Annotated in this window: 27 protein-coding genes; 18 read left to right on the forward strand and 9 right to left on the reverse strand. The window is 61.4% G+C overall.

Features of this window, described 5'->3' with window-relative positions; all coding sequences use genetic code 11:
* Positions 1-2: 2 nt before the first annotated feature.
* The 14 genes from AC0IYH_RS24220 (at position 3) to AC0IYH_RS24285 (ending at position 14915) form a co-directional block, all read left to right on the forward strand.
* On the forward strand, positions 3-1997 hold the full coding sequence (locus AC0IYH_RS24220) for a PAS domain-containing sensor histidine kinase (RefSeq protein WP_471836566.1): 1995 nt from the start codon (positions 3-5) through the stop codon (positions 1995-1997).
* Between the two features lie 18 nt (positions 1998-2015).
* Positions 2016-2645, forward strand: a complete 630-nt coding sequence (locus AC0IYH_RS24225; RefSeq protein WP_025857051.1) for a response regulator — start codon at positions 2016-2018, stop codon at positions 2643-2645.
* A gap of 214 nt (positions 2646-2859) precedes the next feature.
* Positions 2860-3972 (forward strand): ABC transporter ATP-binding protein, encoded by a 1113-nt coding sequence (locus tag AC0IYH_RS24230; RefSeq protein ID WP_101273252.1) that lies wholly within the window; start codon positions 2860-2862, stop codon positions 3970-3972.
* Between the two features lie 44 nt (positions 3973-4016).
* Complete coding sequence (locus AC0IYH_RS24235; protein WP_471836568.1) at positions 4017-5057, forward strand: ABC transporter substrate-binding protein; 1041 nt, start codon at positions 4017-4019, stop codon at positions 5055-5057.
* A gap of 140 nt (positions 5058-5197) precedes the next feature.
* Positions 5198-6424 carry an ABC transporter permease gene (locus AC0IYH_RS24240; protein WP_471836570.1) on the forward strand — a complete coding sequence of 409 codons (1227 nt, stop codon included), beginning with the start codon at positions 5198-5200 and terminating at the stop codon, positions 6422-6424.
* Positions 6425-6436: 12 nt separating this feature from the next.
* A complete protein-coding gene (locus AC0IYH_RS24245) occupies positions 6437-7261 on the forward strand; it encodes an ABC transporter permease (RefSeq protein WP_116626676.1) in 825 nt (274 codons plus the stop codon).
* Between the two features lie 133 nt (positions 7262-7394).
* Positions 7395-8543 (forward strand): iron-containing alcohol dehydrogenase, encoded by a 1149-nt coding sequence (locus AC0IYH_RS24250; protein ID WP_122774699.1) that lies wholly within the window; start codon positions 7395-7397, stop codon positions 8541-8543.
* A gap of 84 nt (positions 8544-8627) precedes the next feature.
* On the forward strand, positions 8628-9302 hold the full coding sequence (gene rpe, locus AC0IYH_RS24255; protein WP_122774700.1) for a ribulose-phosphate 3-epimerase: 675 nt from the start codon (positions 8628-8630) through the stop codon (positions 9300-9302).
* Positions 9299-10117, forward strand: a complete 819-nt coding sequence (locus AC0IYH_RS24260; RefSeq protein WP_471836573.1) for a phosphoglycolate phosphatase — start codon at positions 9299-9301, stop codon at positions 10115-10117. The genes rpe and AC0IYH_RS24260 overlap by 4 nt, the downstream gene beginning before the upstream one ends.
* Positions 10118-10187: 70 nt before the next feature.
* Positions 10188-11669 carry an anthranilate synthase component I gene (gene trpE / locus AC0IYH_RS24265; protein ID WP_116626672.1) on the forward strand — a complete coding sequence of 494 codons (1482 nt, stop codon included), beginning with the start codon at positions 10188-10190 and terminating at the stop codon, positions 11667-11669.
* 10 nt (positions 11670-11679) lie between these two features.
* Entirely contained in the window at positions 11680-12273 is a 594-nt protein-coding gene (locus tag AC0IYH_RS24270) for an aminodeoxychorismate/anthranilate synthase component II (RefSeq protein ID WP_116626671.1), read from the forward strand.
* Between the two features lie 9 nt (positions 12274-12282).
* Positions 12283-13332 carry an anthranilate phosphoribosyltransferase gene (gene trpD, locus AC0IYH_RS24275; RefSeq protein WP_116626670.1) on the forward strand — a complete coding sequence of 350 codons (1050 nt, stop codon included), beginning with the start codon at positions 12283-12285 and terminating at the stop codon, positions 13330-13332.
* On the forward strand, positions 13329-14165 hold the full coding sequence (gene trpC, locus AC0IYH_RS24280) for an indole-3-glycerol phosphate synthase TrpC (protein ID WP_471836576.1): 837 nt from the start codon (positions 13329-13331) through the stop codon (positions 14163-14165). The genes trpD and trpC overlap by 4 nt, the downstream gene beginning before the upstream one ends.
* Positions 14166-14219: 54 nt before the next feature.
* A complete protein-coding gene (locus AC0IYH_RS24285) occupies positions 14220-14915 on the forward strand; it encodes a lipoate--protein ligase family protein (protein ID WP_471836578.1) in 696 nt (231 codons plus the stop codon).
* On the opposite strand, the gene crp is transcribed toward AC0IYH_RS24285, so the two are convergent.
* Complete coding sequence (gene crp / locus AC0IYH_RS24290) at positions 14912-15556, reverse strand: cAMP-activated global transcriptional regulator CRP (protein WP_116626667.1); 645 nt, start codon at positions 15554-15556, stop codon at positions 14912-14914. The genes AC0IYH_RS24285 and crp overlap by 4 nt on opposite strands.
* Positions 15557-15797: 241 nt before the next feature.
* On the opposite strand from crp, the gene AC0IYH_RS24295 reads away from it, so the two are divergent.
* On the forward strand, positions 15798-16220 hold the full coding sequence (locus AC0IYH_RS24295; protein WP_005792019.1) for an OsmC family protein: 423 nt from the start codon (positions 15798-15800) through the stop codon (positions 16218-16220).
* Positions 16221-16270: 50 nt separating this feature from the next.
* Here the strand turns inward: AC0IYH_RS24295 and coq7 are convergent, their stop codons facing one another.
* The 6 genes from coq7 to hemJ form a co-directional block, all read right to left on the reverse strand.
* Entirely contained in the window at positions 16271-16918 is a 648-nt protein-coding gene (coq7, locus tag AC0IYH_RS24300; protein WP_116626666.1) for a 2-polyprenyl-3-methyl-6-methoxy-1,4-benzoquinone monooxygenase, read from the reverse strand.
* 118 nt (positions 16919-17036) lie between these two features.
* Positions 17037-17375, reverse strand: a complete 339-nt coding sequence (locus tag AC0IYH_RS24305) for a histidine triad nucleotide-binding protein (protein ID WP_116626665.1) — start codon at positions 17373-17375, stop codon at positions 17037-17039.
* A gap of 46 nt (positions 17376-17421) precedes the next feature.
* Entirely contained in the window at positions 17422-18210 is a 789-nt protein-coding gene (locus AC0IYH_RS24310) for an SDR family NAD(P)-dependent oxidoreductase (RefSeq protein ID WP_122774703.1), read from the reverse strand.
* Positions 18211-18273: 63 nt separating this feature from the next.
* Positions 18274-19236 (reverse strand): DUF805 domain-containing protein, encoded by a 963-nt coding sequence (locus tag AC0IYH_RS24315; RefSeq protein ID WP_471836583.1) that lies wholly within the window; start codon positions 19234-19236, stop codon positions 18274-18276.
* A gap of 69 nt (positions 19237-19305) precedes the next feature.
* Complete coding sequence (locus tag AC0IYH_RS24320) at positions 19306-20268, reverse strand: NAD(P)H-dependent flavin oxidoreductase (protein ID WP_025857066.1); 963 nt, start codon at positions 20266-20268, stop codon at positions 19306-19308.
* A gap of 24 nt (positions 20269-20292) precedes the next feature.
* Positions 20293-20721, reverse strand: coding sequence for a protoporphyrinogen oxidase HemJ (gene hemJ / locus AC0IYH_RS24325; RefSeq protein ID WP_116626662.1), 429 nt, complete (start codon positions 20719-20721; stop codon positions 20293-20295).
* Positions 20722-20856: 135 nt separating this feature from the next.
* On the opposite strand from hemJ, the gene argC reads away from it, so the two are divergent.
* Both argC and erpA read left to right on the forward strand, forming a co-directional pair.
* On the forward strand, positions 20857-21891 hold the full coding sequence (argC, locus tag AC0IYH_RS24330; protein WP_471836585.1) for an N-acetyl-gamma-glutamyl-phosphate reductase: 1035 nt from the start codon (positions 20857-20859) through the stop codon (positions 21889-21891).
* A gap of 165 nt (positions 21892-22056) precedes the next feature.
* On the forward strand, positions 22057-22407 hold the full coding sequence (gene erpA, locus AC0IYH_RS24335) for an iron-sulfur cluster insertion protein ErpA (RefSeq protein WP_003176443.1): 351 nt from the start codon (positions 22057-22059) through the stop codon (positions 22405-22407).
* Positions 22408-22484: 77 nt separating this feature from the next.
* Here erpA and AC0IYH_RS24340 read toward each other — a convergent pair whose 3' ends face one another.
* Both AC0IYH_RS24340 and AC0IYH_RS24345 read right to left on the reverse strand, forming a co-directional pair.
* Positions 22485-23576: an anhydro-N-acetylmuramic acid kinase gene (locus AC0IYH_RS24340; RefSeq protein ID WP_122774707.1), complete on the reverse strand. Its 1092-nt coding sequence runs from the start codon at positions 23574-23576 to the stop codon at positions 22485-22487.
* Positions 23577-23579: 3 nt separating this feature from the next.
* The gene (locus tag AC0IYH_RS24345; RefSeq protein WP_471836588.1) at positions 23580-24992 is read right to left on the reverse strand and encodes a peptidoglycan DD-metalloendopeptidase family protein; all 1413 of its coding nucleotides are present in this window, start codon (positions 24990-24992) and stop codon (positions 23580-23582) included.
* Between the two features lie 209 nt (positions 24993-25201).
* Here AC0IYH_RS24345 and tyrS point away from each other — a divergent pair, with 209 nt between their 5' ends.
* On the forward strand, positions 25202-26401 hold the full coding sequence (gene tyrS, locus AC0IYH_RS24350) for a tyrosine--tRNA ligase (protein WP_122774709.1): 1200 nt from the start codon (positions 25202-25204) through the stop codon (positions 26399-26401).
* Positions 26402-26504: the final 103 nt, after the last annotated feature.

Raw genomic sequence — 26504 nt, forward strand, 5'->3', positions numbered from 1 at the left:
TCATGGGTTTTCGCTGTCTGCTGGTTATCGGCTGTTTGTGTGTTGCCTTGATGGCAAATGCCGCTCCCACGCCCGCCGCACCGCAGGCGCAACTCACTGCGCAGCAACGTGAATGGTTGGCGGCGCACCCGGAGCTGCGGGTGGGCCTGGTGTTGCAGGCGCCCTACGCGCAATACGACCGGCGCCTGCAACGCTTGTCCGGGGCCAATGTGGAGTTGATGCAGTGGCTGACCAAGGCGCTGAATATCGACGTGACCTGGCGCAACTTTCCCAACCAGGAACAACTGGAGGCCGCCGTACGCGACGGCGAAGTGGATATCGCGCCCGGCCTGCAACAAACCCCGGCCGGTTTGCGCCTGTGGCTGTTCAGCGACCCCTATATGCGCGTGCCCCAGCACATCGTTGGTATCCGTGACGGCGGCGGGGCGGTGGAACTGGAAAAACTCGATGACCAATCCCGCGTCGCCGTGCGCATGCCCAGCGCCGTGGCCGATTATCTGCGCAGCACTTACCCGGCGCTCAATCTGCAAGGCGTGCCCTTGGAGCGCCAGGCCTTGCAGTTGCTGGTCAGTCAGCAGGCGCGGTATGCGGTGGTGGATGAAGCGCAGTTGAGTCGGCTGTCCGGTGAGGCCGAGTTTGCCGGGCTGGCGGTGGTAGGCGATATCGGCCTGCCGCAACTGCTGCGGGTGGCCACGCGTCGCGAGTGGCCGGAGCTGGCCGGCATCATGGAAAGCGCCTTGCGCGCCATCCCCGCCCGCGACCTGGACCAATTGCACAACCGCTGGCTGCAAGCCAAATACCCGCGCCTGGCGGAATCCCCCGGCCTGTGGCAGAACCTCAGCCTGTTGCTGGGCCTGTTCCTGCTCGCGAGCCTGGCCATCGTGTTCTGGCAGCGCCGCCAGCAACGCGGGCTGGAACACGACCTGTTGGCCGCCCGCGAAGAAAGCGCGGCCCGCGCCGCCGGTGCCGAGGCGTTGCGGCTGACGCAGTTTTCTATCGACCAAAGCACCGTCGGCATTCTCTGGGTCAACTGGGACAGCCATGTGCGCTACGCCAACCGCGCGGCCGAAAGCATGCTCGGTTATGGCCCCGGCGCCTTGATCGAGCGCCCGCTGGTCGATCTCGACCCGACCCTGGACATGGACCGCTGGCTCAACCTGTGGAAACGCGCACGGGCCAGTGAAGACGGCCCGCAGAACTTTGCCACCGACTGCCGGCGTGCCGATGGCAGCATCCTGCCGACCAACGTGTCGTTGAGTTTTCTGCGCTTTGCCGAGGCCGAGTACCTGGTGGTCTACCTCAACGACGTCACCGAGCTGCGCCGCACCCTGGCCGCGTTGCTGCAAAGCGAGGCGCAACTGCGCGAGCTGTCGGCCCACCTGGAAACCGTGCGCGAAGAAGAGAAAGCGCGCATCGCCCGCGAGGTGCACGACGAACTCGGGCAGATGCTCACCGTGCTCAAGCTGGAAACCTCCATGTGCGAATTGGCCTACGCGCAGTTGGACCCCGGCCTGCATGAGCGCCTGAACAGCATGAAGCGCCTGATCGCCCAACTGTTCCAACTGGTACGGGACGTCGCAACCGCCCTGCGTCCGCCAATTCTCGACGCCGGCATCGCCTCGGCCATCGAATGGCAGGCGCGGCGTTTCGAAGCGCGCACGCAAATCCCCTGCCTTGTGCAGGTTCCGGATAACCTGCCGGCCCTGAGTGACGCCAAGGCCATCGGCCTGTTCCGTATCCTGCAGGAGGCGCTGACCAATGTGATGCGCCATGCCCAGGCGCATACTGTCGAGCTGACCCTGGTGGTAGAAGGCAACAACCTGCGGCTGACGATCAGCGACGACGGCGCCGGTTTCGTCCAGCCCCAAGGCCGCCCGGTGTCGTTCGGCCTGGTGGGCATGCGCGAGCGGGTGCTGATCATGGGCGGGCAGTTGAGCCTGGAAAGTGAATTGGGCGAGGGCACCACCCTGAGTGTCACGGTGCCGCTGGATGCATAACGATAAGAGGAAGCCCTTGTGATTCGCGTACTGGTAGCCGAAGACCACACCATCGTTCGAGAAGGCATCAAGCAATTGATCGGCCTGGCCAAAGACCTGCTGGTGGTGGGCGAGGCCAGCAATGGCGAGCAGTTGCTCGAGACCCTACGCCATGTGCCGTGCGAGGTGGTGTTGCTGGATATCTCGATGCCCGGCGTCAACGGCCTGGAAGCGATTGCGCGGATCCGCGCGTTGAACAACCCGCCGGCGATCCTGGTGTTGTCGATGCACGATGAAGCGCAAATGGCCGCGCGCGCCCTGAAGGTTGGCGCGGCCGGCTATGCGACCAAGGACAGCGACCCTGCGCTGTTGCTTACGGCGATCCGCAAAGTCGCGGCCGGTGGGCGCTATATCGACCCTGACCTGGCCGACCGCATGGTCTTCGAAGTCGGCCTGACCGATGCGCGGCCGCTGCACTCATTACTGTCTGAACGCGAGTTCTCGGTGTTCGAACGCCTGGCTCAGGGCGCCAACGTCAATGACATCGCCCAGCAACTGGCCCTGAGCAGCAAGACCATCAGCACCCACAAGGCGCGGCTGATGCAAAAGCTCAATATCACCTCGCTGGCGGAGCTGGTGAAGTACGCCATGGAACACAAGCTGTTGTGACTACATGCCTGTTTGCGACCCCTGTTAAACCGCGCTGACGCCATTCCCGGCGCCTGGCGCTGTGGCACTGTCCCATCCCCGCCATTCGTGTAGGGCAATCCCTACACGCAACCTTCCATCCGGCTGATGCAATTCTCTCCTGGCCCCCGATTTCCGGGGCCTCGCGCCTGGACTACGCTTGTGCCACAGCAGTCCAAAATACAAAGGTGCGGGTATGAGCGAGGTGGATTCAAATGATGTGCTGGTCAGCTTTCGTGGCGTGCAAAAGAGCTACGACGGCGAGAACCTGATCGTCAAAGACCTCAACCTGGAGATTCGCAAGGGCGAGTTCCTGACCCTGCTCGGGCCTTCCGGTTCGGGCAAGACCACCAGCCTGATGATGCTCGCCGGCTTTGAAACGCCGACCGCCGGGGAAATCCAGCTGGCCGGGCGTTCGATCAACAACGTGCCACCGCACAAGCGCGACATCGGCATGGTGTTCCAGAACTACGCGTTGTTCCCGCACATGACCGTCGCCGAGAACCTGGCGTTTCCGCTGTCGGTGCGTGGCTTGAGCAAGACCGACATCAGCGAACGGGTCAAACGCGTGCTGAGCATGGTCCAGCTCGACGCCTTCGCCCAGCGCTACCCGGCGCAACTCTCCGGCGGCCAGCAACAGCGTGTGGCCTTGGCCCGCGCGCTGGTGTTCGAGCCGCAGCTGGTGCTGATGGACGAACCCCTCGGCGCCCTCGACAAGCAACTGCGCGAACACATGCAGATGGAGATCAAGCACCTGCACCAGCGCCTGGGCGTGACCGTGGTGTACGTGACCCACGACCAAGGCGAAGCGCTGACCATGTCTGACCGTGTGGCGGTGTTCCATCAGGGCGAGATCCAGCAGATCGCCGCGCCGCGCACCCTGTATGAAGAGCCGAAGAATACCTTTGTCGCCAACTTTATCGGCGAGAACAACCGCCTCAATGGCCGCCTGCACAGCCATACCGGCGACCGTTGCGTGGTCGAGTTGGCGCGCGGTGAGAAGGTCGAGGCGCTGGCGGTGAACGTCGGCCAGGTCGGCGGCCCGGTGACCTTGTCGGTGCGCCCGGAGCGCGTGAGCCTCAATGGCTCCAGCGAAAGCTGCGTCAACCGCTTCTCCGGGCGGGTGGCGGAATTCATCTACCTGGGCGACCACGTGCGTGTGCGCCTGGAAGTCTGCGGCAAGGCCGATTTTTTTGTGAAACAACCGATTGCCGAGCTGGACCCGGCCCTGGCGGTCGGCGACGTGGTACCGATTGGCTGGCAAGTCGAGCACGTTCGCGCACTCGACCCACTTCTAGAGGCGAATTGATCGCCCCCATGGCTTCACCAACCCTGCACGTGGAGAGAACAACAATGTTGAGTTCCTTGAAGTATTCCGTTCTGGCATTGAGCTTGATGGGCGCGACACAGGCCATGGCCGGCCCGGACCTGACGGTGGTGTCCTTCGGCGGCGCGAACAAGGCGGCCCAGGTCAAGGCCTTCTATGCACCGTGGGAAAGCGCGGGCAACGGCAAGATCGTCGCCGGCGAGTACAACGGCGAGATGGCCAAGGTCAAAGCCATGGTCGACACCAAGAGCGTGTCCTGGGACCTGGTGGAAGTGGAATCGCCAGAACTGTCCCGTGGCTGCGACGAAGACATGTTCGAGCCGCTGGACCCGAAACTGTTCGGCAACAGCGCCGATTACGTCAAAGGCGCGATCCAGCCGTGCGGCGTGGGCTTCTTCGTGTGGTCGACTGTGCTGGCCTACAACGCCGACAAGCTGACCAGCGCACCGACCAGCTGGGCGGATTTCTGGGACACCAAGAAATTCCCGGGCAAGCGCGGCCTGCGCAAGGGCGCCAAGTACACCCTGGAATTCGCACTGATGGCCGACGGCGTCGCGCCCAAGGACGTCTACAAAGTGCTGGCCGGCAAAGATGGCCAGGACCGTGCGTTCAAGAAACTCGACGAACTCAAGCCGTCGATCCAGTGGTGGGAAGCCGGCGCACAGCCGCCGCAGTACCTCGCTTCGGGTGACGTAGTGATGAGCTCGGCCTACAACGGCCGTATTGCCGCAGTGCAGAAAGAAAGCAACCTGAAAGTGGTGTGGAACGGCGGCATCTACGACTTCGACGCGTGGGCGATTCCAAAAGGCCTGGCCAAGGATCGCGCTGAAGCGGCGAAGAAATTCATCGCCTTCTCGGTGCAGCCGCAGCAGCAGAAGACCTACTCGGAAAACATCGCCTACGGCCCGGCCAACACCCAGGCCGTACCGTTGCTGGCCAAGGACATCCTCAAGGACATGCCGACCACCCCGGAAAACATCGCCAACCAGGTGCAGATCGATGTGAGTTTCTGGGCGGATAACGGTGAGCAGCTGGAGCAGCGCTTCAACTCGTGGGCTGCTAAATAACACCGCCTAACCCTTGTGAGAGGGGGCTTGCCCCCGATTGCAGTGGGTCAGTTGATACATGACTTGACTGAACCACCGCCATCGGGAGCAAGCCCCCTCCCACAGGAGATCTGCATTTATCTTCAAATCCGGAGTTTGCCATGGCCATCGCCATCCCCACCCTCAAGCAGCGCCTGGCGCGTGCCGAGCGGCTCAACCGCTGGAAGGCCCAGGCCTTGATTGCGCCGTTGGTGCTGTTTTTGCTGCTGGTGTTCCTGGTGCCTATCGTCGCGCTGCTGTTCAAGAGCGTCGGCAACCCGGAAGTGGTCGGCGGCTTGCCGCGTACCGTGGTGGCGGTGACCGCCTGGGATGGTCGTGGCCTGCCGGGCGAACCGGTGTACCAGGCGCTCAGTGAAGACCTGGGCGAGGCACGCGCCAACCAGACCCTGGGTGACCTGTCCAAACGCTTGAATATGGAACTGGCCGGCTACCGCAGCCTGCTGACCAAAACCGCGCGGGCGCTGCCGTTCAGCGAAACGCCTGCCTCCTATAAAGAAGCGTTGGAAAACCTCGACGAACGCTGGGGCGACCCCGCGTACTGGCAGGCGATCCGGCGCAATACCAGCACCCTCACGCCGTTCTACCTGCTGGCGGCCGTCGATCACCGCATCGACGACCTCGGCGAAGTGGCCCCGGCCACCCCCGACCAGGCGATCTACCTGGATATTTTCGCCCGCACCTTCTGGATGGGCCTGGTGATCACCGTCATCTGCCTGGTGCTGGCCTACCCGTTGGCGTACCTGCTGGCCAACCTGCCGGCGCGTAAAAGCAACTTGCTGATGATCCTGGTGCTGCTGCCGTTCTGGACTTCGATCCTGGTGCGCGTGGCGGCGTGGATCGTGTTGCTGCAGTCCGGCGGGTTGATCAACAGCGCGTTGATGGCCACGGGCCTGATCGACAAGCCGCTGGAGTTGGTGTTCAACCGCACCGGTGTGTACATCTCGATGGTGCACATTTTGCTGCCGTTCATGATTCTGCCGATCTACAGCGTGATGAAGGGCATTTCGCCGACCTACATGCGCGCGGCGATTTCCCTCGGCTGCCACCCGTTCGCCAGCTTCTGGCGCGTGTACTTCCCGCAGACCTATGCCGGTGTGGGCGCCGGTTGCCTGCTGGTGTTCATCCTGGCGATTGGTTACTACATCACCCCGGCGCTGCTGGGCAGCCCGAACGACCAGATGGTCAGCTACTTCGTGGCGTTTTACACCAACACCAGCATCAACTGGGGCATGGCCACGGCCTTGGGCGGCTTGCTGCTGCTGGCGACCGTGGTGCTGTACCTGATCTACAACTGGCTGGTGGGCGCCAGCCGCCTGCGCCTGAGCTAAGGAGACCTTGCGATGCTGAGCCCCTATATGTCACCGGTGGAACGGCTGTGGTTCTACAGCTTGCGGATTCTGTGCGGCTTGATCCTGCTGTTCCTGATCTTGCCGGTGCTGGTGATCATTCCGCTGTCTTTCAACAGCGGCAGTTTCCTGGTGTACCCGTTGCAAGGCTTTTCGCTGCATTGGTACCAGGACTTCTTCGCCTCGGCCGAATGGATGCGCGCGCTGAAGAACAGCATTATCGTCGCCCCGGCCGCCACGCTGCTGGCCATGGTATTCGGCACCCTGGCGGCCATCGGCCTGACTCGCGGCAACTTCCCCGGCAAGGCGCTGGTGATGGCCCTGGTGATTTCGCCGATGGTGGTGCCGGTGGTGATCATCGGCGTGGCCAGTTACCTGTTTTTCGCGCCATTGGGCCTGGGTAACAGCTTCTTTTCGCTGATCGTGGTGCATGCGGTGCTGGGTGTGCCGTTTGTGATCATCACCGTGTCGGCGACGTTGCAGGGGTTTAACCATAACCTGGTGCGGGCGGCGGCCAGTTTGGGGGCGTCGCCGTTGACGGCGTTTCGCCGGGTGACCTTGCCCCTGATTGCACCGGGGGTGATTTCCGGGGCGCTGTTTGCCTTTGCCACCTCGTTCGATGAGGTGGTGGTGACGCTGTTCCTCGCCGGGCCGGAGCAGGCAACCTTGCCACGGCAGATGTTCAGCGGTATTCGCGAGAACCTTAGCCCGACGATTGCTGCTGCGGCGACCTTGTTGATTGCGTTCTCGGTGCTGTTGTTGCTGACCCTGGAGTGGCTGCGTGGGCGCAGCGAGAAGCTGCGTACTGCTCAAGTCTAAAAACCTGATGCAGATTCAAATGTGGGAGGGGGCTCAGTTGAGTTTGAAATCACCATTCAAGCCCTGAATGCTAGGCAACCCAAAATCCCCAGCTACTCTTGTGCCAGCCCATTCCTAATAAGAGGCCGCGCACATGAGTACTTCCTCATTCAAGATCGCCCACAAACTGCTGACCGGCGCCGGTGCCATCGAACAGCTGGCCGCCGAACTCACGCGCCTGGATGTGGATAATCCGCTGATCGTCACCGATGCCGCGCTGGTCAAGTCCGGCACTGTGGCATTGGCCCTCGAACATTTGGGCGAACGCTCCTACGAAATTTTCGATCGTGTGCTGCCCGACCCGGAAATCGCCATCGTCGAAGACTGCATGCGCGTCTACCGCGAGGGCGGGCATGACGGCCTGATCGGCTTGGGCGGCGGCAGCGCCATCGATATCGCCAAAAGCGTCGCTGCCTACGCCGGTTACCACGGCGCCCTCGCGGATTTGTTCGGCGTCGACCAGGTGCCGCGCAAGGGTCCGCCGCTGATCGCCATCCCGACCACTGCCGGCACCGGCTCGGAGGTGACCAATGTGGCGATCCTCTCCGACAAGGCCGCGCAGCTGAAAAAAGGCATCGTCAGTGATTACCTGCTGCCGGATGTCGCGCTGATCAGCCCGCAAATGACCCTGACCTGCCCGCGCAGTGTCACCGCCGCCAGTGGCGTGGATGCGCTGGTGCATGCCATCGAATCCTACCTGTCGCTGAATGCCTCGCCGATCACCGATGCCCTGGCGATTGGCGCGATCAAGCTGATTGCCAAGGCGCTGCCCAAGGCCTACGCCAACCCGGCCAACCTGCAGGCCCGCGATGATATGGCCACCGCCAGCCTGATGGCCGGCATGGCCTTCGGCAATGCCGGGGTCGGCGCGGTGCATGCCTTGGCCTATCCGCTGGGCGGGCGCTTCAATATCGCCCATGGCGTCAGCAATGCCTTGCTGCTGCCCTATGTGATGCACTGGAACAAGCTGGCGTGCGTTGAGCGCATGCAGGATATTGCCCAGGCCATGGGCGTGAATGTGACCGGGTTGAGTGCCAACGATGCCGCCGACCAGGCGGTCGACGCCATGACGCGACTGTGTGCCGCTGTCGAGATCCCGGCGGGGCTCCACAGTTTCGGGGTCCCCGAGGACGCCATTCCCGCGATGGCCGTTGAAGCAGCGGGCATTGAGCGGTTGATGCGCAACAACCCGCGTAAGCTCAGCGCGGCGGATATCGAGAAAATCTACCGGGCCGCGTTCTAACCATTGAGTTAGGTCACGGTGCGCGCAGCAAAGCATGAGGTATACAATGCGCGCCATCGTGATTTAGCTCAAAAAAGGTGCGTCATGCAGCCCTTCGTTATTGCTCCATCGATTCTCTCCGCCGATTTCGCCCGCCTGGGTGAGGAAGTGGACAAGGTGTTGGCCGCCGGTGCCGACTTCGTGCACTTCGATGTCATGGACAACCACTACGTGCCCAACCTGACCATCGGCCCGATGGTCTGCGCGGCGCTGCGCAAGTACGGCATCACCGCGCCGATCGACGCGCACCTGATGGTCAGCCCGGTGGACCGCATCGTCGGCGACTTCATCGAAGCCGGCGCGACCTACATCACTTTCCACCCGGAAGCCTCGCTGCACGTGGACCGCACTCTGCAGCTGATCCGCGAAGGCGGCTGCAAGGCGGGCCTGGTGTTCAACCCGGCGACCCCGCTGAGCGTGCTTGAGTACGTGATGGACAAGGTCGACATGATCCTGCTGATGAGCGTCAACCCAGGCTTCGGCGGCCAGAAGTTCATCCCCGGTACGCTGAACAAGCTGCGCGAAGCCCGCGCGCTGATCGACGCGTCGGGCCGTGATATCCGCCTGGAAATCGACGGCGGGGTCAACGTCAACAATATCCGCGAAATCGCTGCCGCCGGCGCCGACACCTTTGTGGCCGGCTCGGCGATCTTCAACGCGCCGGACTATCAGCAAGTCATCGACACGATGCGTGCGGAACTGGCGCTGGCGCGTCCATGAGCGGCTTCGAGCAGCTGTTCCCCGGCAAACTGCCACGGCTGGTGATGTTCGATCTGGACGGTACGTTGATCGATTCGGTGCCGGACCTGGCGGCGGCGGTGGACGAAATGCTGCTCAAGCTGGGGCGCCCGCCTGCGGGGATCGAGTCGGTTCGCGAATGGGTCGGCAACGGCGTACACATGCTGGTGCGCCGCGCCCTGGCCAACCATATCGATGCCCAGGGTGTCGATGAGGTGGAGGCCGAACATGCGCTGGAGCTGTTCAACGCCGCGTATGAGAACGGCCATGAACTGACCGTGGTTTACCCCGGCGTGCGCGACACGCTCAAATGGCTGCACAAGAAGGGCGTGGAAATGGCCCTGATCACCAACAAGCCGGAGCGTTTTGTCGCGCCGCTGTTGGACCAGATGAAAATCGGCCGTTATTTCCGCTGGATCATCGGTGGCGATACCCTGCCGCAGAAGAAGCCCGACCCGGCGGCGCTGTTTTTCGTGATGAAAATGGCCAATATCCCGGCGTCCCAATCGTTGTTTGTCGGCGATTCGCGCAGTGATGTGCAGGCGGCAAAGGCCGCTGGCGTGCAGTGTGTGGCCTTGAGCTACGGCTACAACCATGGCCGGCCGATTGCCGAAGAGTCGCCGGCGCTGGTGATTGATGACCTGCGACTGTTAATCCCGGGTTGCTTGGGAGCTGGCGCTGAGATAACGTTGCCCGATATCGATCCGTCCCCTTCTGGAAATTCCATCGTGGTGGTCACTCGCAAACTCTGGATGAAAGTCATCAAGGCCCTGGCCCGCTGGCGTTGGCGCGCCTGACTGATCCTGGCCGCGCCCTGCGGCACGTTTGCATACCTGACTGTTAGACCCTCACACCACGAGGCACATCATGACCCGCGAAGAATTCCTGCGTTTGGCCGCTGACGGCTATAACCGTATTCCCCTGGCCTGCGAAACCCTGGCCGACTTCGACACCCCGCTGTCGATCTACCTGAAACTGGCCGACGAGCCCAACTCCTATCTGTTGGAATCGGTGCAGGGCGGCGAGAAGTGGGGCCGTTACTCGATCATCGGCCTGCCGTGCCGCACCGTCATGCGTGTTCACGATCACCATGTGAGCATCACCCATGATGGCGTCGAGATCGAAAGCCACGACGTCGAAGACCCGTTGGCCTTCGTCGAAGCCTTCAAGGCGCGCTACAACGTGCCGACCATCCCGGGGCTGCCGCGCTTCAACGGCGGCCTGGTGGGTTACTTCGGCTACGACTGCGTACGCTACGTGGAAAAACGCCTGGGCAAATGCCCGAACCCGGACCCGCTGGGCGTGCCGGACATTCTGCTGATGGTCTCCGACGCGGTGGTGGTGTTCGACAACCTCGCCGGCAAGATGCACGCGATCGTGCTCGCCGACCCGTCCCAGGCCGACGCGTTTGAACAAGGCCAGGCCGGCCTCGAAGCCCTGCTGGAAAAACTGCGCCAGCCGATCACCCCGCGTCGCGGCCTGGACCTCAGCCGTCCGCCGGCGGCCGACCCGGTGTTCCGCTCCAGCTTTACCCAGGATGACTACGAGCGCGCGGTGGATACCATCAAGGAATACATCCTCGCCGGCGACTGCATGCAAGTGGTGCCGTCGCAACGCATGTCCATCGACTTCAAGGCCGCGCCGATTGATCTGTACCGCGCGTTGCGTTGCTTCAACCCGACGCCGTATATGTACTTCTTCAACTTCGGCGACTTCCACGTGGTGGGCAGCTCGCCGGAAGTCTTGGTGCGCGTCGAAGACAACCTGATCACCGTGCGCCCGATTGCCGGCACGCGCCCACGCGGCGCGACCGAAGAAGCCGACCTGGCGCTGGAAGAAGACCTGCTGAGCGACGACAAGGAAATCGCCGAACACCTGATGCTCATCGACCTGGGCCGCAACGATACCGGGCGCGTCTCGGAAATCGGTTCGGTGAAGCTCACCGAGAAGATGGTGATCGAGCGCTATTCCAACGTGATGCACATCGTGTCCAACGTCACCGGCGAGCTGAAAGCCGGCTTGACCGCGATGGACGCGCTGCGCGCGATTCTGCCGGCGGGCACCTTGTCGGGCGCGCCGAAGATTCGCGCGATGGAAATCATCGACGAGCTGGAGCCGGTCAAGCGTGGCGTCTACGGCGGCGCCGTGGGCTATTTCGCCTGGAACGGCAACATGGACACCGCCATTGCGATCCGCACGGCAGTGATCAAGGACGGGGAATTGCATGTGCAGGCGGGCGGCGGGATTGTCGCCGACTCGGTGCCGGCCCTCGAATGGGAAGAAACCCTGAACAAGCGCCGCGCGATGTTCCGCGCCGTTGCGCTGGCTGAACAGACCCCCAATTCCTGAGGTTTGCCCCATGTTGCTGATGATTGATAACTACGACTCCTTTACCTACAACGTTGTGCAATACCTGGGCGAGCTCGGTGCCGAGGTCAAGGTGGTGCGCAACGACGAATTGACCGTGGCACAAATCGCCGCGCTCAACCCCGAGCGCATTGTGGTGTCGCCGGGCCCGTGCACGCCGACCGAGGCGGGTATTTCCCTCGAAGCCATCCAGTATTTCGCCGGCAAGCTGCCGATCCTGGGCGTGTGCCTGGGGCACCAATCCATTGGCCAGGCCTTTGGCGGTGACGTGGTGCGCGCACGCCAGGTGATGCACGGCAAGACCAGCCCGGTGTTCCATAAAGACCTGGGCGTATTCCAGGCGCTGAATAACCCGGTAACCGTGACCCGCTACCATTCGTTGGTGGTCAAGCGCGACACCCTGCCGGACTGCCTGGAGCTGACCGCCTGGACCCAGCTGGAAGACGGCTCGGTCGACGAGATCATGGGCCTGCGCCACAAGACACTGAATATCGAAGGGGTGCAATTTCACCCCGAATCGATCCTGACCGAGCAGGGCTACGAGCTGTTCGCCAACTTTCTCAAGCAGAGCGGCGGCACGCGCTAAGGACTTTCCATGGATATCAAGACTGCCCTGAGCCGTATCGTCGGCCATCTGGACCTGAGCACCGCTGAAATGAGCGATGTGATGCGCGAAATCATGACCGGCCAATGCACGGACGCGCAGATTGGCGCGTTCATGATGGCCATGCGCATGAAGAGCGAGAGCATCGACGAAATCGTCGGCGCCGTGTCGGTGATGCGTGAGCTGGCCGACAAAGTCGAACTCAAGACCCTCGACGGCGTGGTCGACGTGGTCGGCACCGGCGGCGACGGGGCGAATATTTTCAACGTGTCGACCGCTTCGTCCTTTGTCGTCGCGGCGGCGGGTTGCACCGTGGCCAAGCACGGTAACCGTGCGGTGTCCGGCAAGAGCGGCAGTGCCGACTTGCTGGAAGCGGCCGGCATCTACCTGAACCTGACGCCGGTACAAGTGGCGCGCTGCATCGACAACGTCGGCATCGGTTTTATGTTTGCCCAGTCCCATCACGGCGCGATGAAACACGCCGCCGGCCCGCGCAAGGATCTTGGCCTGCGCACCCTGTTCAACATGCTCGGCCCGCTTACGAATCCGGCCGGTGTGAAACACCAGGTGGTCGGCGTCTTCAGCCAGGCGCTGTGCAAGCCGTTGGCCGAAGTGTTGCAACGCCTGGGCAGCAAGCATGTGCTGGTGGTGCACTCCAAAGACGGCCTGGACGAATTCAGCCTGGCCGCGCCGACCTTTGTGGCGGAGCTGAAGAACGACCAGATCACTGAATACTGGGTCGAGCCTGAAGATTTGGGCATGAAGAGCCAGAGCCTGCACGGCCTGGCGGTGGAAAGCCCGGCGGCTTCCCTGGAGCTGATTCGCGATGCCCTGGGGCGCCGCAAGACCGAGAACGGCCAAAAAGCTGCCGAAATGATCGTATTGAATGCCGGCGCGGCACTTTACGCCGCCGACCATGCCTATAGTCTCAAGGAAGGTGTCGCCTTGGCCCACGATGCGCTGCACACCGGCCTGGCTCGCGAAAAACTCGAAGAGCTGGGAGCATTCACCGCAGTATTCAAGATGGAGAATGAAGGATGAGTGTGCCGACCGTTCTGGAAAAGATTCTGGCCCGCAAAGCCGAAGAAGTCGCCGAGCGCCGTGCGCGTGTGAGCCTCGCCGAGCTGGAAAGCCAGGCGAAGCTCGCGGATGCCCCGCGTGGTTTTGCCAACGCCTTGATCGCCCAGGCCAAGCTCAAGCAGCCGGCGGTGATCGCCGAGGTCAAGAAGGCCTCGCCGAGCAAAGGCGTGATTCGCGAAAATTTTGTACCGGCAGAAATCGCCGTGAGCTACGAGAAGGGCGGGGCGACTTGCCTGTCGGTGCTGACCGATATCGACTATTTCCAGGGTTCCGACCTATTCCTGCAGCAGGCCCGCGCCGCGTGCAAGCTGCCGGTGATCCGCAAGGATTTCATGGTCGACCCGTATCAGATCGTTGAAGCCCGTGCCCTGGGCGCCGACTGCGTGCTGCTGATCGTCTCCGCACTGGATGACGTGAAGATGGCCGAGCTGGCGGCCGTGGCCAAAAGCGTCGGCCTGGACGTGTTGGTCGAAGTGCACGACGGCGATGAGCTGGAGCGCGCGCTGAAAACCCTCGACACACCGCTGGTGGGCGTCAACAACCGCAACCTGCACACCTTCGAAGTCAGCCTGGAAAACACCCTCGACCTGCTGCCGCGCATTCCGCGTGACCGCTTGGTGATCACCGAGAGTGGCATCGTCAACCGTGCCGATGTGGAGCTGATGGAGATCAGTGGGGTGTATTCGTTCCTGGTGGGCGAGACGTTCATGCGCGCGGAGAACCCGGGGGCTGAGTTGCAGCGCCTGTTCTTCCCGGAGCGGGGCGGTGCAGTGAGTGGGTCCACGCTCGATTGATCAGCAACACCGTCAACATTTGGTTTTGTGTTTGGTCAGATAGGTAGGTGTTCCATGGCTCAGCCAGTAAGGATGACTGTTGAAGCGGGGCTTGCCGCGGAACAAGCGTTACTGGCTGCGGTTTGCGCGGGCGAGCAGGAATACGGCCTGCTGTTCTGGCAACCCAGCGATCAAGCCTTGGTCATGCCACGCCGCCTGAGCCGCCTGCCGGCGTTCGAAACCGCCAGCCAGGTCTCGGCCGACGCCGGTTGGCCGGTGCTGCTGCGCGAAACCGGTGGCGAGCCGGTGCCGCAATCGAGCGCCACGGTGAATATCGCGCTGGTCTACGCGCCGCCGCGCAGTGAAGGCGATCAGGGCCGTATCGAAACCGGTTACCAGCGCCTGTGCCAGCCGATCTGCGATCTGTTGATCGAATTGGGCGGTGATGCCTCCATCGGTGAAATCGATGGCGCGTTCTGCGACGGTCGCTACAACGTCAACCTCAACGGCCGCAAGATGGTCGGCACCGCCCAGCGCTGGCGCCAGAGTGGCGGGCGCCCGGTGGGGTTGGTGCACGGTGCGTTGTTGCTGGATAACGACCGGGAAGAACTGATTGCAACGGTCAACCGGTTCAACCAGGCCTGTGGCCTGGAGCAGCGGGTGCGGGCCGACAGCCATATAGCGCTGCACGAAGCCTTCCCTGCGCCGGACGCGATCAGCCGGCTGGATACCTTGTACCGGCAAATGCTGGCCAGCTTCCTGCCGGTTTAACGGGTACCGAACACCACCATCGTCTTGCCTTTGACGTTGACCAGGTTGCGCTCTTCCAGGTCCTTGAGCACGCGGCCGACCATCTCCCGTGAACAGCCGACAATGCGCCCGATTTCCTGACGCGTGACTTTAATCTGCATGCCGTCCGGGTGGGTCATGGCGTCGGGCTGCTTGCACAACTCCAGCAGGCAGCGCGCTACGCGCCCGGTGACGTCAAAGAACGCCAGGTCGCCGACCTTGCGCGTGGTGTCGCGCAGGCGCTGGGCGATCTGGCCGCTGAGGGCGTAGAGAATATCGGGATCGTGCTGGGCCAGTTCGCGGAACTTGGTGTAGCTGATCTCCGCCACTTCGCATTCGACCTTGGCGCGCACCCAGGCGCTGCGTTCCTGCTCCTTGCCGGCTTGTTCGAACAGACCCAGCTCGCCAAAAAAATCCCCGGTGTTGAGGTAGGCGATGATCATTTCGCGGCCGTCTTCGTCCTCGATCAGAATGGTGACCGAGCCTTTGATAATGAAGAACAGCGTTTCGGAGCGCTCACCGGCGCAGATGATGTTGTGCTTGGCCGGGTAGCGCCGGCGCTGGCAGTGCATCAACAGCTTGTCGAGATTCTTGATCTTGGGTGTGGGAGTAAGGGCAACCATGGTTGTATCCCGAAAAGGCAGCGCGGTCGGAGTTGTTGTAGTGATGGGTATCGGCACTGATACACATTGTATAAATGGTATCAATTAGCCATCGATTTGGCGCCAGCTTAACAGACACATTCTGACTCGATTAGGCAATTTGCTGGAGAAGCCCCGTTATTGGTCGCTTTGATGGGAAACGCTGTCGCGGCCAGGCCCTGTGCTAAGCTGGCGACCCTTTTTTAGCAGTGGAGTCTGGGCGATGAAGGCACGCATCCAATGGGCGGGCGAAGCCATGTTCCTCGGTGAGTCGGGCAGTGGCCATGTGGTGGTCATGGATGGCCCGCCGGAAGCCGGTGGCCGCAACCTGGGCGTACGCCCGATGGAAATGCTCCTGCTCGGTGTAGGCGGTTGCAGCAATTTCGATGTGGTCAGCATTCTGAAAAAGTCCCGCCAGGCCGTGGAAAGCTGCGAAGCCTTCCTCGAAGCCGAGCGCGCCACGGAAGATCCCAAGGTGTTTACCAAGATCCACATGCATTTCGTGGTGAAGGGCCGGGCGTTGAAAGAAGCCCAGGTGAAACGCGCCATTGAGCTGTCGGCGGAGAAGTACTGCTCGGCGTCGATCATGCTGGGCGCGGCCGGCGTGGCCATCACCCATGATTACGAGATTATCGAGCTGGGTTGATTGCGAGTCGGCTAAAGAAAAGGGCGCCTGAGGGCGCCCTTTTTTGCTGTTTAGATTCGGTACGTGCTTTTGGTCATGACCTTGGCCAGCACGCTCATGCCGAACCGTACCGGCGCCGGGAAACGGAAGCCGCCGGCATCCAGGGCGCTTTCTGCGTGGTGTTCTTCGTCGATGCGCATCTGCTCGAGAATGGCGCGGGACTTTTCGTCTTCAGCCGGCAGTTGCTCCAGATGCTCATCCAGGTGTTTGCACACCTGATGTTCGGTGGCGGCGACAAACCCCAGGCTGACTTTGTCGCTGATCAGGCCGGCAGCAGCACCGATACCAAACGACAAACCGTAAAACAGCGGGTTCAGCACGCTGGGGTGGCTGCCCAGTTGGCGGATGCGCTGCTCGCACCAGGCCAGGTGGTCGATTTCTTCCTCGGCCGCATGCTCCATGGCTGCGCGCACTTGCGGCAGCTTGGCGGTCAGGGCCTGGCCCTGGTACAGCGCCTGGGCACAGACTTCGCCGGTATGGTTGATGCGCATCAGGCCGGCGACGTGGCGGGTATCGGTCTCGCTCATCTGTGCTTCGGGCTGCACGATGGCGGGGGACGGGCGATACGGCTGGCCGCTGAACGGCAGCAGCGTGCGCATGGCCATGTCGGCTTGCAGCAACAGACGGTCAATCGGCGAGTAGTGACGTTGGGTAGTCATGCTGACCTCCGGGAAGAATCTCGGCGGCCAGTTTACCGCAAGAGAGGGCGAAGCGTTTGCGCTGAGTCAATTTGTCCTTGTGGCGAGGGAGCTTGCTCCAGCAAGCTCCCCACTAGACTCAGCCCGGCGGCCAGTTCATCTGGCGCTGACCCAGTACATGCATATGGATGTGATAAACGGTCTGACCACCTTTCGGGTTGCAGTTCATCACCACCCGGAAGCCTTCCTCGCAACCTTGCTCCACCGCCAAACGCTGGGCAGTGAACAGGATATGACCGGCCAGGGCTTTGTCTTCCTCGGTCAGGTCATTGAGGGTGCGAATGTGTTTCTTCGGGATGACCAGGAAATGCACGGGCGCCGCCGGAGCGATGTCCTTGAAGGCCAGGACTTGATCATCTTCGTAGATGATATCCGCAGGTATTTCTCGGTTGATGATCTTGGTGAACAGAGTATCCACAGCTGTTTCTCCATTATGAACGTGCAGGGTGAGTGTACTCAGCCGGTCAGCGCGGGCAATAGGCCTTGTTGATGGCTCCGGCAATCTTGCGGGTCAGCCAGCGTGGGCTTAAACGTGAGCTGAAGGTCATCCAGCGGTTGCGCCGGCCGGGAATGATGATGGCTTTGTTCTTTTCAAGGGCGCGCACGGTGTAGAGCGCCACTTCTTCCGGGCTCATCAGTTTGTCGCTGCGCTCGAGCTTGGCGGTGTCCATTTGCGCAGTGCCGAAGAAGGCGGTGCGGGTAGGGCCGGGGCACAGCACCGAGACCTTGATGCCACAGGTCTTGAGTTCTTCACGCAGGCCTTCGGAGAAGTGCAGCACATAGGCCTTGCTGGCGTAGTAGCTGCTCATCCACGGGCCGGGCTGGAATGCCGCGACCGAGGCAACATTGAGAATCTGTCCGCCGCCCTGCAGCGCCATGGCATTGCCGAGGGCGTGGCACATGCGGGTCAGGGCCAGGATGTTGACTTCGATCAGGTCCTGTTCGGTCATCCAGTCCTGGGCCAGGAACGGCCCGCTGGTGCCGATGCCGGCGCAGTTCACCAGCAGGTCGATCTGCCGTTCGCCTTCTTCCAGCTCCAACAGAAACCCGGACAAGCGCAACGGCTCGCCCAGGTCGCAGGCCCGAAACAGCACCTCGACGCCAAAGCGTTGGGTCAATTCGATTGCAATGCTTTCCAACTGATCACGCTGGCGGGCCACCAGAATCAAGCTGCGGCCGCGACGGGCCAGTGCTTCGGCCAAAGCCAGGCCGATGCCGCTGGAAGCACCGGTGATCAGAGCGTAACGGGTCATGCCTTTCTCCATCGCAACGCCCCCGGGCCTGTGATGGAGGCATCACAGGCGGCGGGCGTTTCTTCACTGTTCTGGAGAGTCTACAGGTTCGGCCGCTTCGTCAGCACTTTGCGCTTCGTCTTCCTCGACGGTGGCGCCTTGGTCGTAGTCTTCATCGGAGGTGATGGAGCTGCTGTCGTAGCTGCTGTCCACGTTGGCTTCGAGCTGATCGAGGTAACCGTTCATGGCCAGTGTGACCACGATGGCCAGCATCACCGGGATAAACGCCAGCCACATTGTGGCCAGGACTTTTACCGCTGTGGAATTGCGCGGTGGCGGCGCGCCGTATTGGTTGGCGCCTGCATTACCCGGCAATACCAGCAGCAGGATCGGGAACACACTGTTCACCAGCGGAACCAGGTTGAGGAAGTACAACCAGCCGGACCAGCCCAGGTCGTGCAGGCGTTGCACGCCAATTTGCACACTGACCCACACCAGCGCCACAAACAGCGCGAGGCCCAGCAACACACCGAGAATGGTGCCGGCGGTCGGCGAAGCGGTTGCCACAGCAAAGCTTACGGTACTGATGATGCCGCCGATCACCAGCATGGCGAGGGTCAGCACCAGCGTCCAGGCCAGGTAGCGCAGACGGCCGATGCGTCCGTGGATGGTGAACACCTTGAGGGTGGCATATTCCGGCAGGTCATCGCCCACGGCTGCACGCGGCGGTGCATAGGGGGAGGCGGCCTGGCGCGAGAAATCAGTGGCGGCGGATTCGGTCTCGTGGGTTTCAGCAAGGCTGAAGGCCACGGGCTGTTCGGCTTCGATACGTGCATCGATGCCGGCGTTTTTCAGCGCGGTGAGGTAGGTCTCGGCATCGGGGCGCGACAGATCGCGTTTCAGCGCGACGGGGCGGCCGGTGAAGAGCTTCTCGATAGCCTCGACATCGCTCTTGAACAGCTCGGCCAGATTCAGTTTGGCGGTGGTGCTTTCGACCCCCGGGAGCAAGGCCCCATCAAACACAATCTTGAAACGGTTGTCGCTCATGCAGGCATCCTTGTCACTTATTCAGGGAAGTTGTGCAGACCTGCGCAATTGGCAGGCCTTGCGGTTGGGTCAGCGTGGCCAGCGTAATTGTGCTGCCTGCTCGCGCGCCTTGCGGTATTCGGCATCCAGGCGGGCAACGAGTTCATCGACGCTGGGCAAGTCATCAATCTCACCGACGCCCTGGCCGGCGGACCATACGGTCTTCCAGGCCTTGGCCTCGTCGCTCAACGGTTTGAGCTTGGAACCGAAGTTGACTTCGCCTTTGCCTTGCAGCGCAGCGAGGTCGAAACCGGCATTTTCCAGGCTCTGGCGCATGAAGCTGGCGGGCACACCGGAGACTGCGGGAGTGTGCACGATGTCGGCGGCGCGCGATGTGAGCAGCATCTCTTTATAGGCATCCGGGGCATGGCTTTCGGTGGTGCCGATAAAGCGCGTGCCGAAGTAGGCCAGGTCCGCGCCCAGCAGTTGGGCGGCGAGTATCTCATGCCCATGGTTGAGGCAGCCGGCCAACAGCAGGGTTTTGTCGAAGAACTGGCGGATCTCGGCGATCAGCGAGAACGGGCTCCAGGTGCCGGCATGCCCGCCGGCACCTGCGGCCACAGCAATCAGGCCATCAACCCCGGCTTCAGCGGCCTTCTCGGCATGGCGCCTTGTTGTCACGTCGTGGAATACCAGGCCGCCATAGCTGTGGACCGCATCTACCAACTCCTTGACCGCGCCCAGGCTGGTGATAACGATCGGCACTTTGTGCTCCACGCAGATCGCCAGGTCGGCTTCCAGCCGGGGGTTGCTGTTGTGCACGATCAGGTTGACGGCATACGGCGCAGGGTTATCCAGCTGCGCCAGGCCCGCTTCGATCTCTTCCAGCCAGGCCTTGAAGCCACTGCTTTCACGCTGGTTGAGTGCCGGGAAGCTCCCGACCACCCCATTGCGACAGCACGCCAGGACCAGTTGCGGGTTGGAAATCAGAAACATCGGCGCAGCCACCACGGGCAGGCGCAGACGTTGTTCGAGCAAAGCGGGCAGCGACATTGGAGGTACCCCGAGTAATTGAAATTAGAACGGTTTGACCACGACCAAAATTACGATAGCCAGCAATATCAGAACGGGCACTTCATTGAACCAGCGATAAAAGACATGGCTGCGGGTGTTTTCGCCACGGGCGAAACGTTTGACCTGCGCGCCGCACATGTGGTGATAGCCGATCAGCAGCACTACCAGGGTCAGCTTGGCGTGGATCCAGCCGCCGGATTGAAAGATCGCGGGGTTGAGGTAGATCAGCCAGCCGCCGAATATCAGGCTGGCGATCATCGCCGGGCCCATGATGCCGCGGTACAACTTGCGCTCCATGACGCTGAAGCGTTCCTTGCTGACGGTATCCTCGCTTTGGGCGTGGTAGACGAACAGGCGCGGCAGGTAGAACAGCGCGGCAAACCAGCAGACGATGCTGACAATGTGGAAGGCTTTGATCCATAGATAGAGCATTTCTAGTTATTCCCAGGTTCACGGTAGCCCAGATAGTAGTGGCTCATACGTCCATACGTCACGTTGACGGTTGTCGCAGGACGATACGGCCCCTATTATCGACGGCTTTCCAGTGGGTTCGTTGAGGGCAGGTTTATGGTCAAGGTCGGTATCGTCGGCGGCACGGGTTACACCGGTGTCGAATTGCTGCGTCTGTTGGCACAGCATCCGCAAGCTGAGGTGGCGGTTATCACCTCCCGATCCGAGGCCGGGCTGGCCGTGGCCGATATGTACCCGAACCTGCGAGGCCACTACGACGGCCTGGCGTTCAGCGTGCCGGACATCAGGACCCTGGGTGCCTGTGACGTGGTGTTCTTCGCCACCCCTCACGGTGTTGCCCATGCGCTGGCTGGCGAACTGCTGGCCGCCGGTACCAAGGTGATCGACCTCTCGGCCGACTTCCGCTTGCAGGATGCCGATGAGTGGGCCAAGTGGTACGGCCAGCCCCACGGCGCGCCGGAGTTGTTGGAAGAGGCGGTATATGGCCTGCCGGAAGTCAATCGTGAGCAGATCAAGCAAGCGCGCCTGATCGCTGTGCCGGGTTGCTACCCAACCGCAACGCAGCTGGGCTTCCTGCCATTGCTCGAAGCCGGGCTGGCAGATGCTTCGCGCCTGATCGCCGACTGCAAGTCGGGTGTGAGCGGTGCAGGTCGCGGCGCGGCGGTAGGTTCGCTGTACTCCGAAACGTCGGAAAGCATGAAGGCCTATGCGGTAAAAGGGCATCGCCATCTGCCGGAAATCCGCCAGGGGCTGCGTCGTGCTGCTGGCAAGGACGTGGGCCTGACCTTCGTGCCGCACCTGACGCCGATGATCCGTGGCATTCACTCCACGCTGTACGCAACCGTGGTGGATCGTTCGGTCGATCTGCAGGCGCTGTTTGAAAAGCGTTATGCCAACGAACCGTTCGTCGATGTAATGCCGGCTGGCAGCCACCCGGAAACCCGCAGCGTGCGCGGTGCCAACGTATGCCGGATTGCCGTGCACCGTCCGCAGGATGGTGACTTGGTGGTGGTGCTGTCGGTGATCGATAACCTGGTCAAGGGCGCGTCGGGCCAGGCGGTACAGAACATGAACATCCTGTTCGGCCTGGACGAGAAGCTTGGGCTGTCCCATGCGGGCATGCTGCCTTAAGGCAGTTTGGCGGTTAAGCAAAAGGCCCGTTGATCGGGCCTTTTGTGTTTTTAATGGCGGCAGCGCTGATTGATATACCGTAACAATAGTTGACCGCTTTTCTAGGAGAAGCGGATAATGCCGCCCATTACGCATATGGCGGCGCTACGCCGGGAGATTATCAGCATGAGCGTTGAATCCTTCACCCCCACGGCTTTGCAATTCACCCACGGTGCTGCGCACAAGGTGAAGAGCCTGGTCGATGAAGAGGGTAATGATCGCTTGAAGCTGCGCGTATTTGTTACGGGCGGCGGTTGTTCAGGGTTTCAGTACGGTTTTACCTTCGATGAAGATGTGGCCGATGACGACACCATCGTCGAGCGCGAGGGTGTGAGCCTGGTCGTGGATCCGATGAGCTTCCAATACCTGGCGGGTGCCGAGGTGGATTACCAGGAAGGTCTGGAAGGTTCGCGTTTCGTGATCAAGAACCCTAACGCCACCACGACCTGTGGTTGCGGGTCTTCGTTCTCGATCTGATCGATTGCCTGATCTAAACCACACAGCAAAACGCCGCTTGGCCTTGATCGGCCAAGCGGCGTTTTGCTGTCTGGGGTTTAAGCGGGGTAGATCGCGCCCAATACCCGTAGCCCGCGGGCGCCGGTGACACTTGGGCGGTTGGCGGCCATGCCTTCAAGGCAGCAATGGGCCAGCCAGGCAAAGGCCATGGCCTCTACCCAATCGGGGTCCACGCCGTAAGGGGTGGTGCTGCTGACCTGGGCGGCGGGGAGCAGGGCGGCCAGGCGGCTCATCAGTGTGCCGTTATGGGCACCGCCGCCGCAGACCAGCAGGGTTTCTGTCAGGGCTTGGGCAGATTGCAGGGACTCGACGATGGTCAGCGCGGTCAGCTCCAGGAGGGTAGCTTGTACATCCTGGGGGGCGAATGTTGGCAGCTGGCTCAGGTGGTGTTGCAGCCAGGCCAGGTTGAACACCTCACGACCGGTGCTTTTCGGGCCCTTGGTCACGAAGAACGGATCACTCAGCAGCGCTTGGAGTAGCAGTGGCTCTACCTTGCCGCTGGCGGCCCACTGACCGTCGCGATCAAAGTCTTCACCGCGCTGTTGGTGAATCCAGGCATCCAGCAAAACATTGCCCGGGCCACAGTCGAAACCGGCTACAGGCTTGCCAGTCTCGATCAGGCTGAGGTTGCTGAAACCTCCCACATTCAATACGGCGCGATTGCCGCTGCGCTCACCAAACAAGGCCTCATGAAACGCAGGCACCAAGGGAGCGCCCTGGCCGCCGGCCGCCACATCACGGCTGCGGAAATCACTGACCACGGTGATGCCCGTCAGCTCGGTGAGCAAGGCCGGGTTGCCGATCTGTACGGTAAAACCTCGCGCGGGTTCGTGGCGGATGGTCTGGCCATGACTGCCAATAGCGCGAATGTCCTGGGGCTTGAGGTTTTGTTGGTCGAGCAAGGCGTGAATGCCTTGGGCGGCGAGCTTCACCCAGTTCTGCTGGGCGATTGCCGAACGAGCGATCTCGTCCGGACCGCTGGCGCAAAGGCCAAGCAGCTCGGTGCGCAGGGCGCTCGGCATGGGGATGTAATGCGTGGCGATCAGTTTGATCGCCGGGTCTTGTTCGATCAGGGCTATGTCCAGGCCATCGAGGCTGGTCCCGGACATCACGCCTATATAGAGCGGCATACCTTAGCGCTTCGCCGAGGCTAGCAAGGTGGAGCGCTCCTGGTCCATGCGCGCCATGAGCGGCTGGCTCTGCTGCATGAAGCGCGCGCGTTCGGCCTTGGCAATCGGGTCGGCCATCGGCAGCTTCTGGCCCAGTGGGTCGACGTGTACGCCATTGACCTGGAACTCGTAGTGCAAGTGCGGGCCAGTGGACAGGCCGGTGGTGCCGATGTAGCCGATCACCTGGCCTTGCTTCACGGTACCGCCAGTCTGCACGCCTTTGGCAAAGCCTTGCATGTGTCCATACAGCGTCCGGTAGGTGTTGCCGTGCTGGATGATCACGGTGTTGCCGTAACCGCCGCGACGCCCGGCCAACAGTACCTTGCCATCACCGGCGGCCTTGATTGGCGTGCCGCGTGGGGCGGCATAGTCGACGCCTTTGTGGGCGCGGATTTTGTTCAGGATTGGGTGCTTGCGACCCATGGAGAAACGCGAGCTGATGCGAGCGAAGTCCACCGGGGTGCGGATGAAGGCCTTGCGCATGCTATTGCCGTCGGCGGTGTAGTAGCTGCTGTTGCCTTGTTTGTTGGTGTAGCGCACGGCGGTGTAGGTCTTGCCGCGGTTAGTGAAGCGCGCAGACAGAATATTGCCGGTGCCGACCACTTTGCCGTTGGCGACCTTCTGCTCGTAGATCACGTCGAATTCATCACCCTGGCGGATGTCCTGGGCGAAGTCGATGTCGTAGCCAAACACGCTGGCCATGTCCATGGTCATGCTGTGAGACAGGCCGGCACGCGCGGCGGATTGCGACAGCGAGCTGTTGATCACGCCGTGCACATAGGCGGAGCGCATCACCGGTTTGGTGGTAATGCGGTTGAAGGCAAAGCCTTTGGCGCCTTTGGTCAGGGTGATGCTTTCGAGGTCGCTGACGTTGCTGTGCAGGTTGTTCAGCTGGCCGTCGGGGGTGAACTCGAACTCGAGTTTCTGGCCGTGTTTGAGCTGGGTGAACTGCTTGGCTTGTTTGTCACTGGCCAGCACCTCATTAACAGTTGCAGCCGGGAGGCCAACCTTCTCGAACAGGGTCGACAGCGTGTCGCCCTTGGCCACGATCACTTCGCGGTGCTGAGGGTTCTTGGCTGCGTCCGCTGCTGGAGGCTGTTGGGTAGCTTGCTGGGTGTCTTCGGGGGTGGTTTCTATTTGCGCAAACGGTGATTCGGATGGCGCATTTGTGGCTTGTTGCGCGTCGGAAGCGTCTTGATCTTGTGTCAGTTGTTCAACCGGACTTTCCAGGTCAAGGCTCAGGGATGTTCGTTTGGCTTCTACGTCACTGGAAGGGAATACCAGGAGTGCCAGGCTGAGAAGGGCGGCGATACCACTTGCGGCGAGCAGGTGGGTCTTCGGGTAAAGCGGCGGCGCTTTAGACGGTTCTGTGGTCATAAGTAATTTTGACTTTGAAGATGAAATGGAAAAGATGAATGACATGATGAAGATGAAATAACTGTATAAAATATAACCAAATCATCTGTGGCGCAAGCTCGCGAACGCTGGGCTTGCTGAACGGTGTCCGTGCGCAGGGCAAAACTTGTAATTAGTCCCTGATCTTGTATGGTTGGTTCCCTTTTGAATCTGAGCCTTGCGGGTCTGTTATGAAGTCGGTTGAAGAGCAGCTAGCGCTGATAAAACGTGGTGCGGAAGAACTGTTGGTCGAAGCGGAGCTGATTGAAAAGCTCAAGCGTGGCCAGCCCCTGCGTATCAAGGCCGGCTTTGATCCGACGGCGCCGGATCTGCACCTGGGTCATACCGTGCTTATTAATAAGCTGCGTCAGTTCCAGGAGCTGGGGCATCAGGTCATCTTCCTTATAGGTGACTTCACCGGGATGATCGGTGATCCGAGCGGCAAAAGCGCAACGCGCCCGCCGCTGACCCGTGAGCAGGTTCTCGACAATGCCGAGACCTACAAGACCCAGGTCTTCAAGATTCTTGATCCGGCCAAGACCGAGGTGGCGTTCAACTCCACCTGGATGGATCAGATGGGCCCTGCAGACTTTATTCGCCTGACCTCCCAATACACCGTTGCGCGCATGCTTGAGCGTGATGACTTCGACAAGCGTTACTCCACCAATCAGCCGATCGCGATTCATGAGTTCCTGTACCCGCTGGTTCAAGGCTATGACTCGGTGGCGTTGCGTGCGGATGTAGAGCTGGGTGGGACTGACCAGAAGTTCAACCTGCTGATGGGGCGAGAGTTGCAGCGCGCCTATGGGCAGGAGGCTCAGTGCATCCTGACCATGCCGTTGCTGGAAGGCCTGGATGGCGTCAAGAAGATGTCCAAGTCCCTGGGTAACTATGTAGGTATCCAGGAAGCGCCGGGTGTGATGTACGGCAAGCTGGTTTCGATCCCGGATGCATTGATGTGGCGCTACTTCGAGCTGTTGAGCTTCCGCTCGATGGATGAGATCAATGCGCTGCGTGCGGATGTCGAGGCAGGTGCCAACCCGCGTGATGTGAAGATCAAGCTGGCGGAAGAGATTGTCGCGCGCTTCCATGGTGACGAGGCTGCGGCCAGTGCTCACCGTGCGGCGGGCAATCGCATGAAAGATGGCGAGCTGCCGGATGATCTGCCGGAGATCGAGCTGACTGCTACTGAAGCGATGCCGATTGCTGCCGTCCTTAATAAGGCGGGCCTGGTGAAGAACTCGGCGGTTGCGCGTGATCTTCTGGGTTCTGGTGGTGTGCGTATAGATGGTGAGGTTGTCGATCGCGCCTTTGTATATGAGCTGGGCGCGACCCACGTTTGCCAGGCAGGGAAGAAGGCATTTGCGCGTATTACGCTCAAATCCGAATAAGGCTGCAATTAGGTGTTGACGGCGAATTATATCTGTCTATAATTCGCCCCACTTCCGGCGCAGTCGAAACGGAAAACTCCTTGGTAAACAACGAGTTATGATG

Source organism: Pseudomonas sp. AC463 (genome assembly GCF_979253585.1).

Bases quoted from the DNA above. Each gene is read 5' to 3' on its own strand.
- AC0IYH_RS24220 (WP_471836566.1), top strand. From the start codon at position 3: ATGGGTTTTCGCTGTCTGCTGGTTATCGGCTGTTTGTGTGTTGCCTTG.
- AC0IYH_RS24230 (WP_101273252.1), top strand. From the start codon at position 2,860: ATGAGCGAGGTGGATTCAAATGATGTGCTGGTCAGCTTTCGTGGCGTG.
- AC0IYH_RS24235 (WP_471836568.1), top strand. From the start codon at position 4,017: ATGTTGAGTTCCTTGAAGTATTCCGTTCTGGCATTGAGCTTGATGGGC.
- AC0IYH_RS24240 (WP_471836570.1), top strand. From the start codon at position 5,198: ATGGCCATCGCCATCCCCACCCTCAAGCAGCGCCTGGCGCGTGCCGAG.
- AC0IYH_RS24245 (WP_116626676.1), top strand. From the start codon at position 6,437: ATGCTGAGCCCCTATATGTCACCGGTGGAACGGCTGTGGTTCTACAGC.
- AC0IYH_RS24250 (WP_122774699.1), top strand. From the start codon at position 7,395: ATGAGTACTTCCTCATTCAAGATCGCCCACAAACTGCTGACCGGCGCC.
- rpe (WP_122774700.1), top strand. From the start codon at position 8,628: ATGCAGCCCTTCGTTATTGCTCCATCGATTCTCTCCGCCGATTTCGCC.
- AC0IYH_RS24260 (WP_471836573.1), top strand. From the start codon at position 9,299: ATGAGCGGCTTCGAGCAGCTGTTCCCCGGCAAACTGCCACGGCTGGTG.
- trpE (WP_116626672.1), top strand. From the start codon at position 10,188: ATGACCCGCGAAGAATTCCTGCGTTTGGCCGCTGACGGCTATAACCGT.
- AC0IYH_RS24270 (WP_116626671.1), top strand. From the start codon at position 11,680: ATGTTGCTGATGATTGATAACTACGACTCCTTTACCTACAACGTTGTG.
- trpD (WP_116626670.1), top strand. From the start codon at position 12,283: ATGGATATCAAGACTGCCCTGAGCCGTATCGTCGGCCATCTGGACCTG.
- trpC (WP_471836576.1), top strand. From the start codon at position 13,329: ATGAGTGTGCCGACCGTTCTGGAAAAGATTCTGGCCCGCAAAGCCGAA.
- AC0IYH_RS24285 (WP_471836578.1), top strand. From the start codon at position 14,220: ATGGCTCAGCCAGTAAGGATGACTGTTGAAGCGGGGCTTGCCGCGGAA.
- crp (WP_116626667.1), bottom strand. From the start codon at position 15,556: ATGGTTGCCCTTACTCCCACACCCAAGATCAAGAATCTCGACAAGCTG.
- AC0IYH_RS24295 (WP_005792019.1), top strand. From the start codon at position 15,798: ATGAAGGCACGCATCCAATGGGCGGGCGAAGCCATGTTCCTCGGTGAG.
- coq7 (WP_116626666.1), bottom strand. From the start codon at position 16,918: ATGACTACCCAACGTCACTACTCGCCGATTGACCGTCTGTTGCTGCAA.
- AC0IYH_RS24310 (WP_122774703.1), bottom strand. From the start codon at position 18,210: ATGACCCGTTACGCTCTGATCACCGGTGCTTCCAGCGGCATCGGCCTG.
- AC0IYH_RS24315 (WP_471836583.1), bottom strand. From the start codon at position 19,236: ATGAGCGACAACCGTTTCAAGATTGTGTTTGATGGGGCCTTGCTCCCG.
- AC0IYH_RS24320 (WP_025857066.1), bottom strand. From the start codon at position 20,268: ATGTCGCTGCCCGCTTTGCTCGAACAACGTCTGCGCCTGCCCGTGGTG.
- hemJ (WP_116626662.1), bottom strand. From the start codon at position 20,721: ATGCTCTATCTATGGATCAAAGCCTTCCACATTGTCAGCATCGTCTGC.
- argC (WP_471836585.1), top strand. From the start codon at position 20,857: ATGGTCAAGGTCGGTATCGTCGGCGGCACGGGTTACACCGGTGTCGAA.
- erpA (WP_003176443.1), top strand. From the start codon at position 22,057: ATGAGCGTTGAATCCTTCACCCCCACGGCTTTGCAATTCACCCACGGT.
- AC0IYH_RS24340 (WP_122774707.1), bottom strand. From the start codon at position 23,576: ATGCCGCTCTATATAGGCGTGATGTCCGGGACCAGCCTCGATGGCCTG.
- AC0IYH_RS24345 (WP_471836588.1), bottom strand. From the start codon at position 24,992: ATGACCACAGAACCGTCTAAAGCGCCGCCGCTTTACCCGAAGACCCAC.
- tyrS (WP_122774709.1), top strand. From the start codon at position 25,202: ATGAAGTCGGTTGAAGAGCAGCTAGCGCTGATAAAACGTGGTGCGGAA.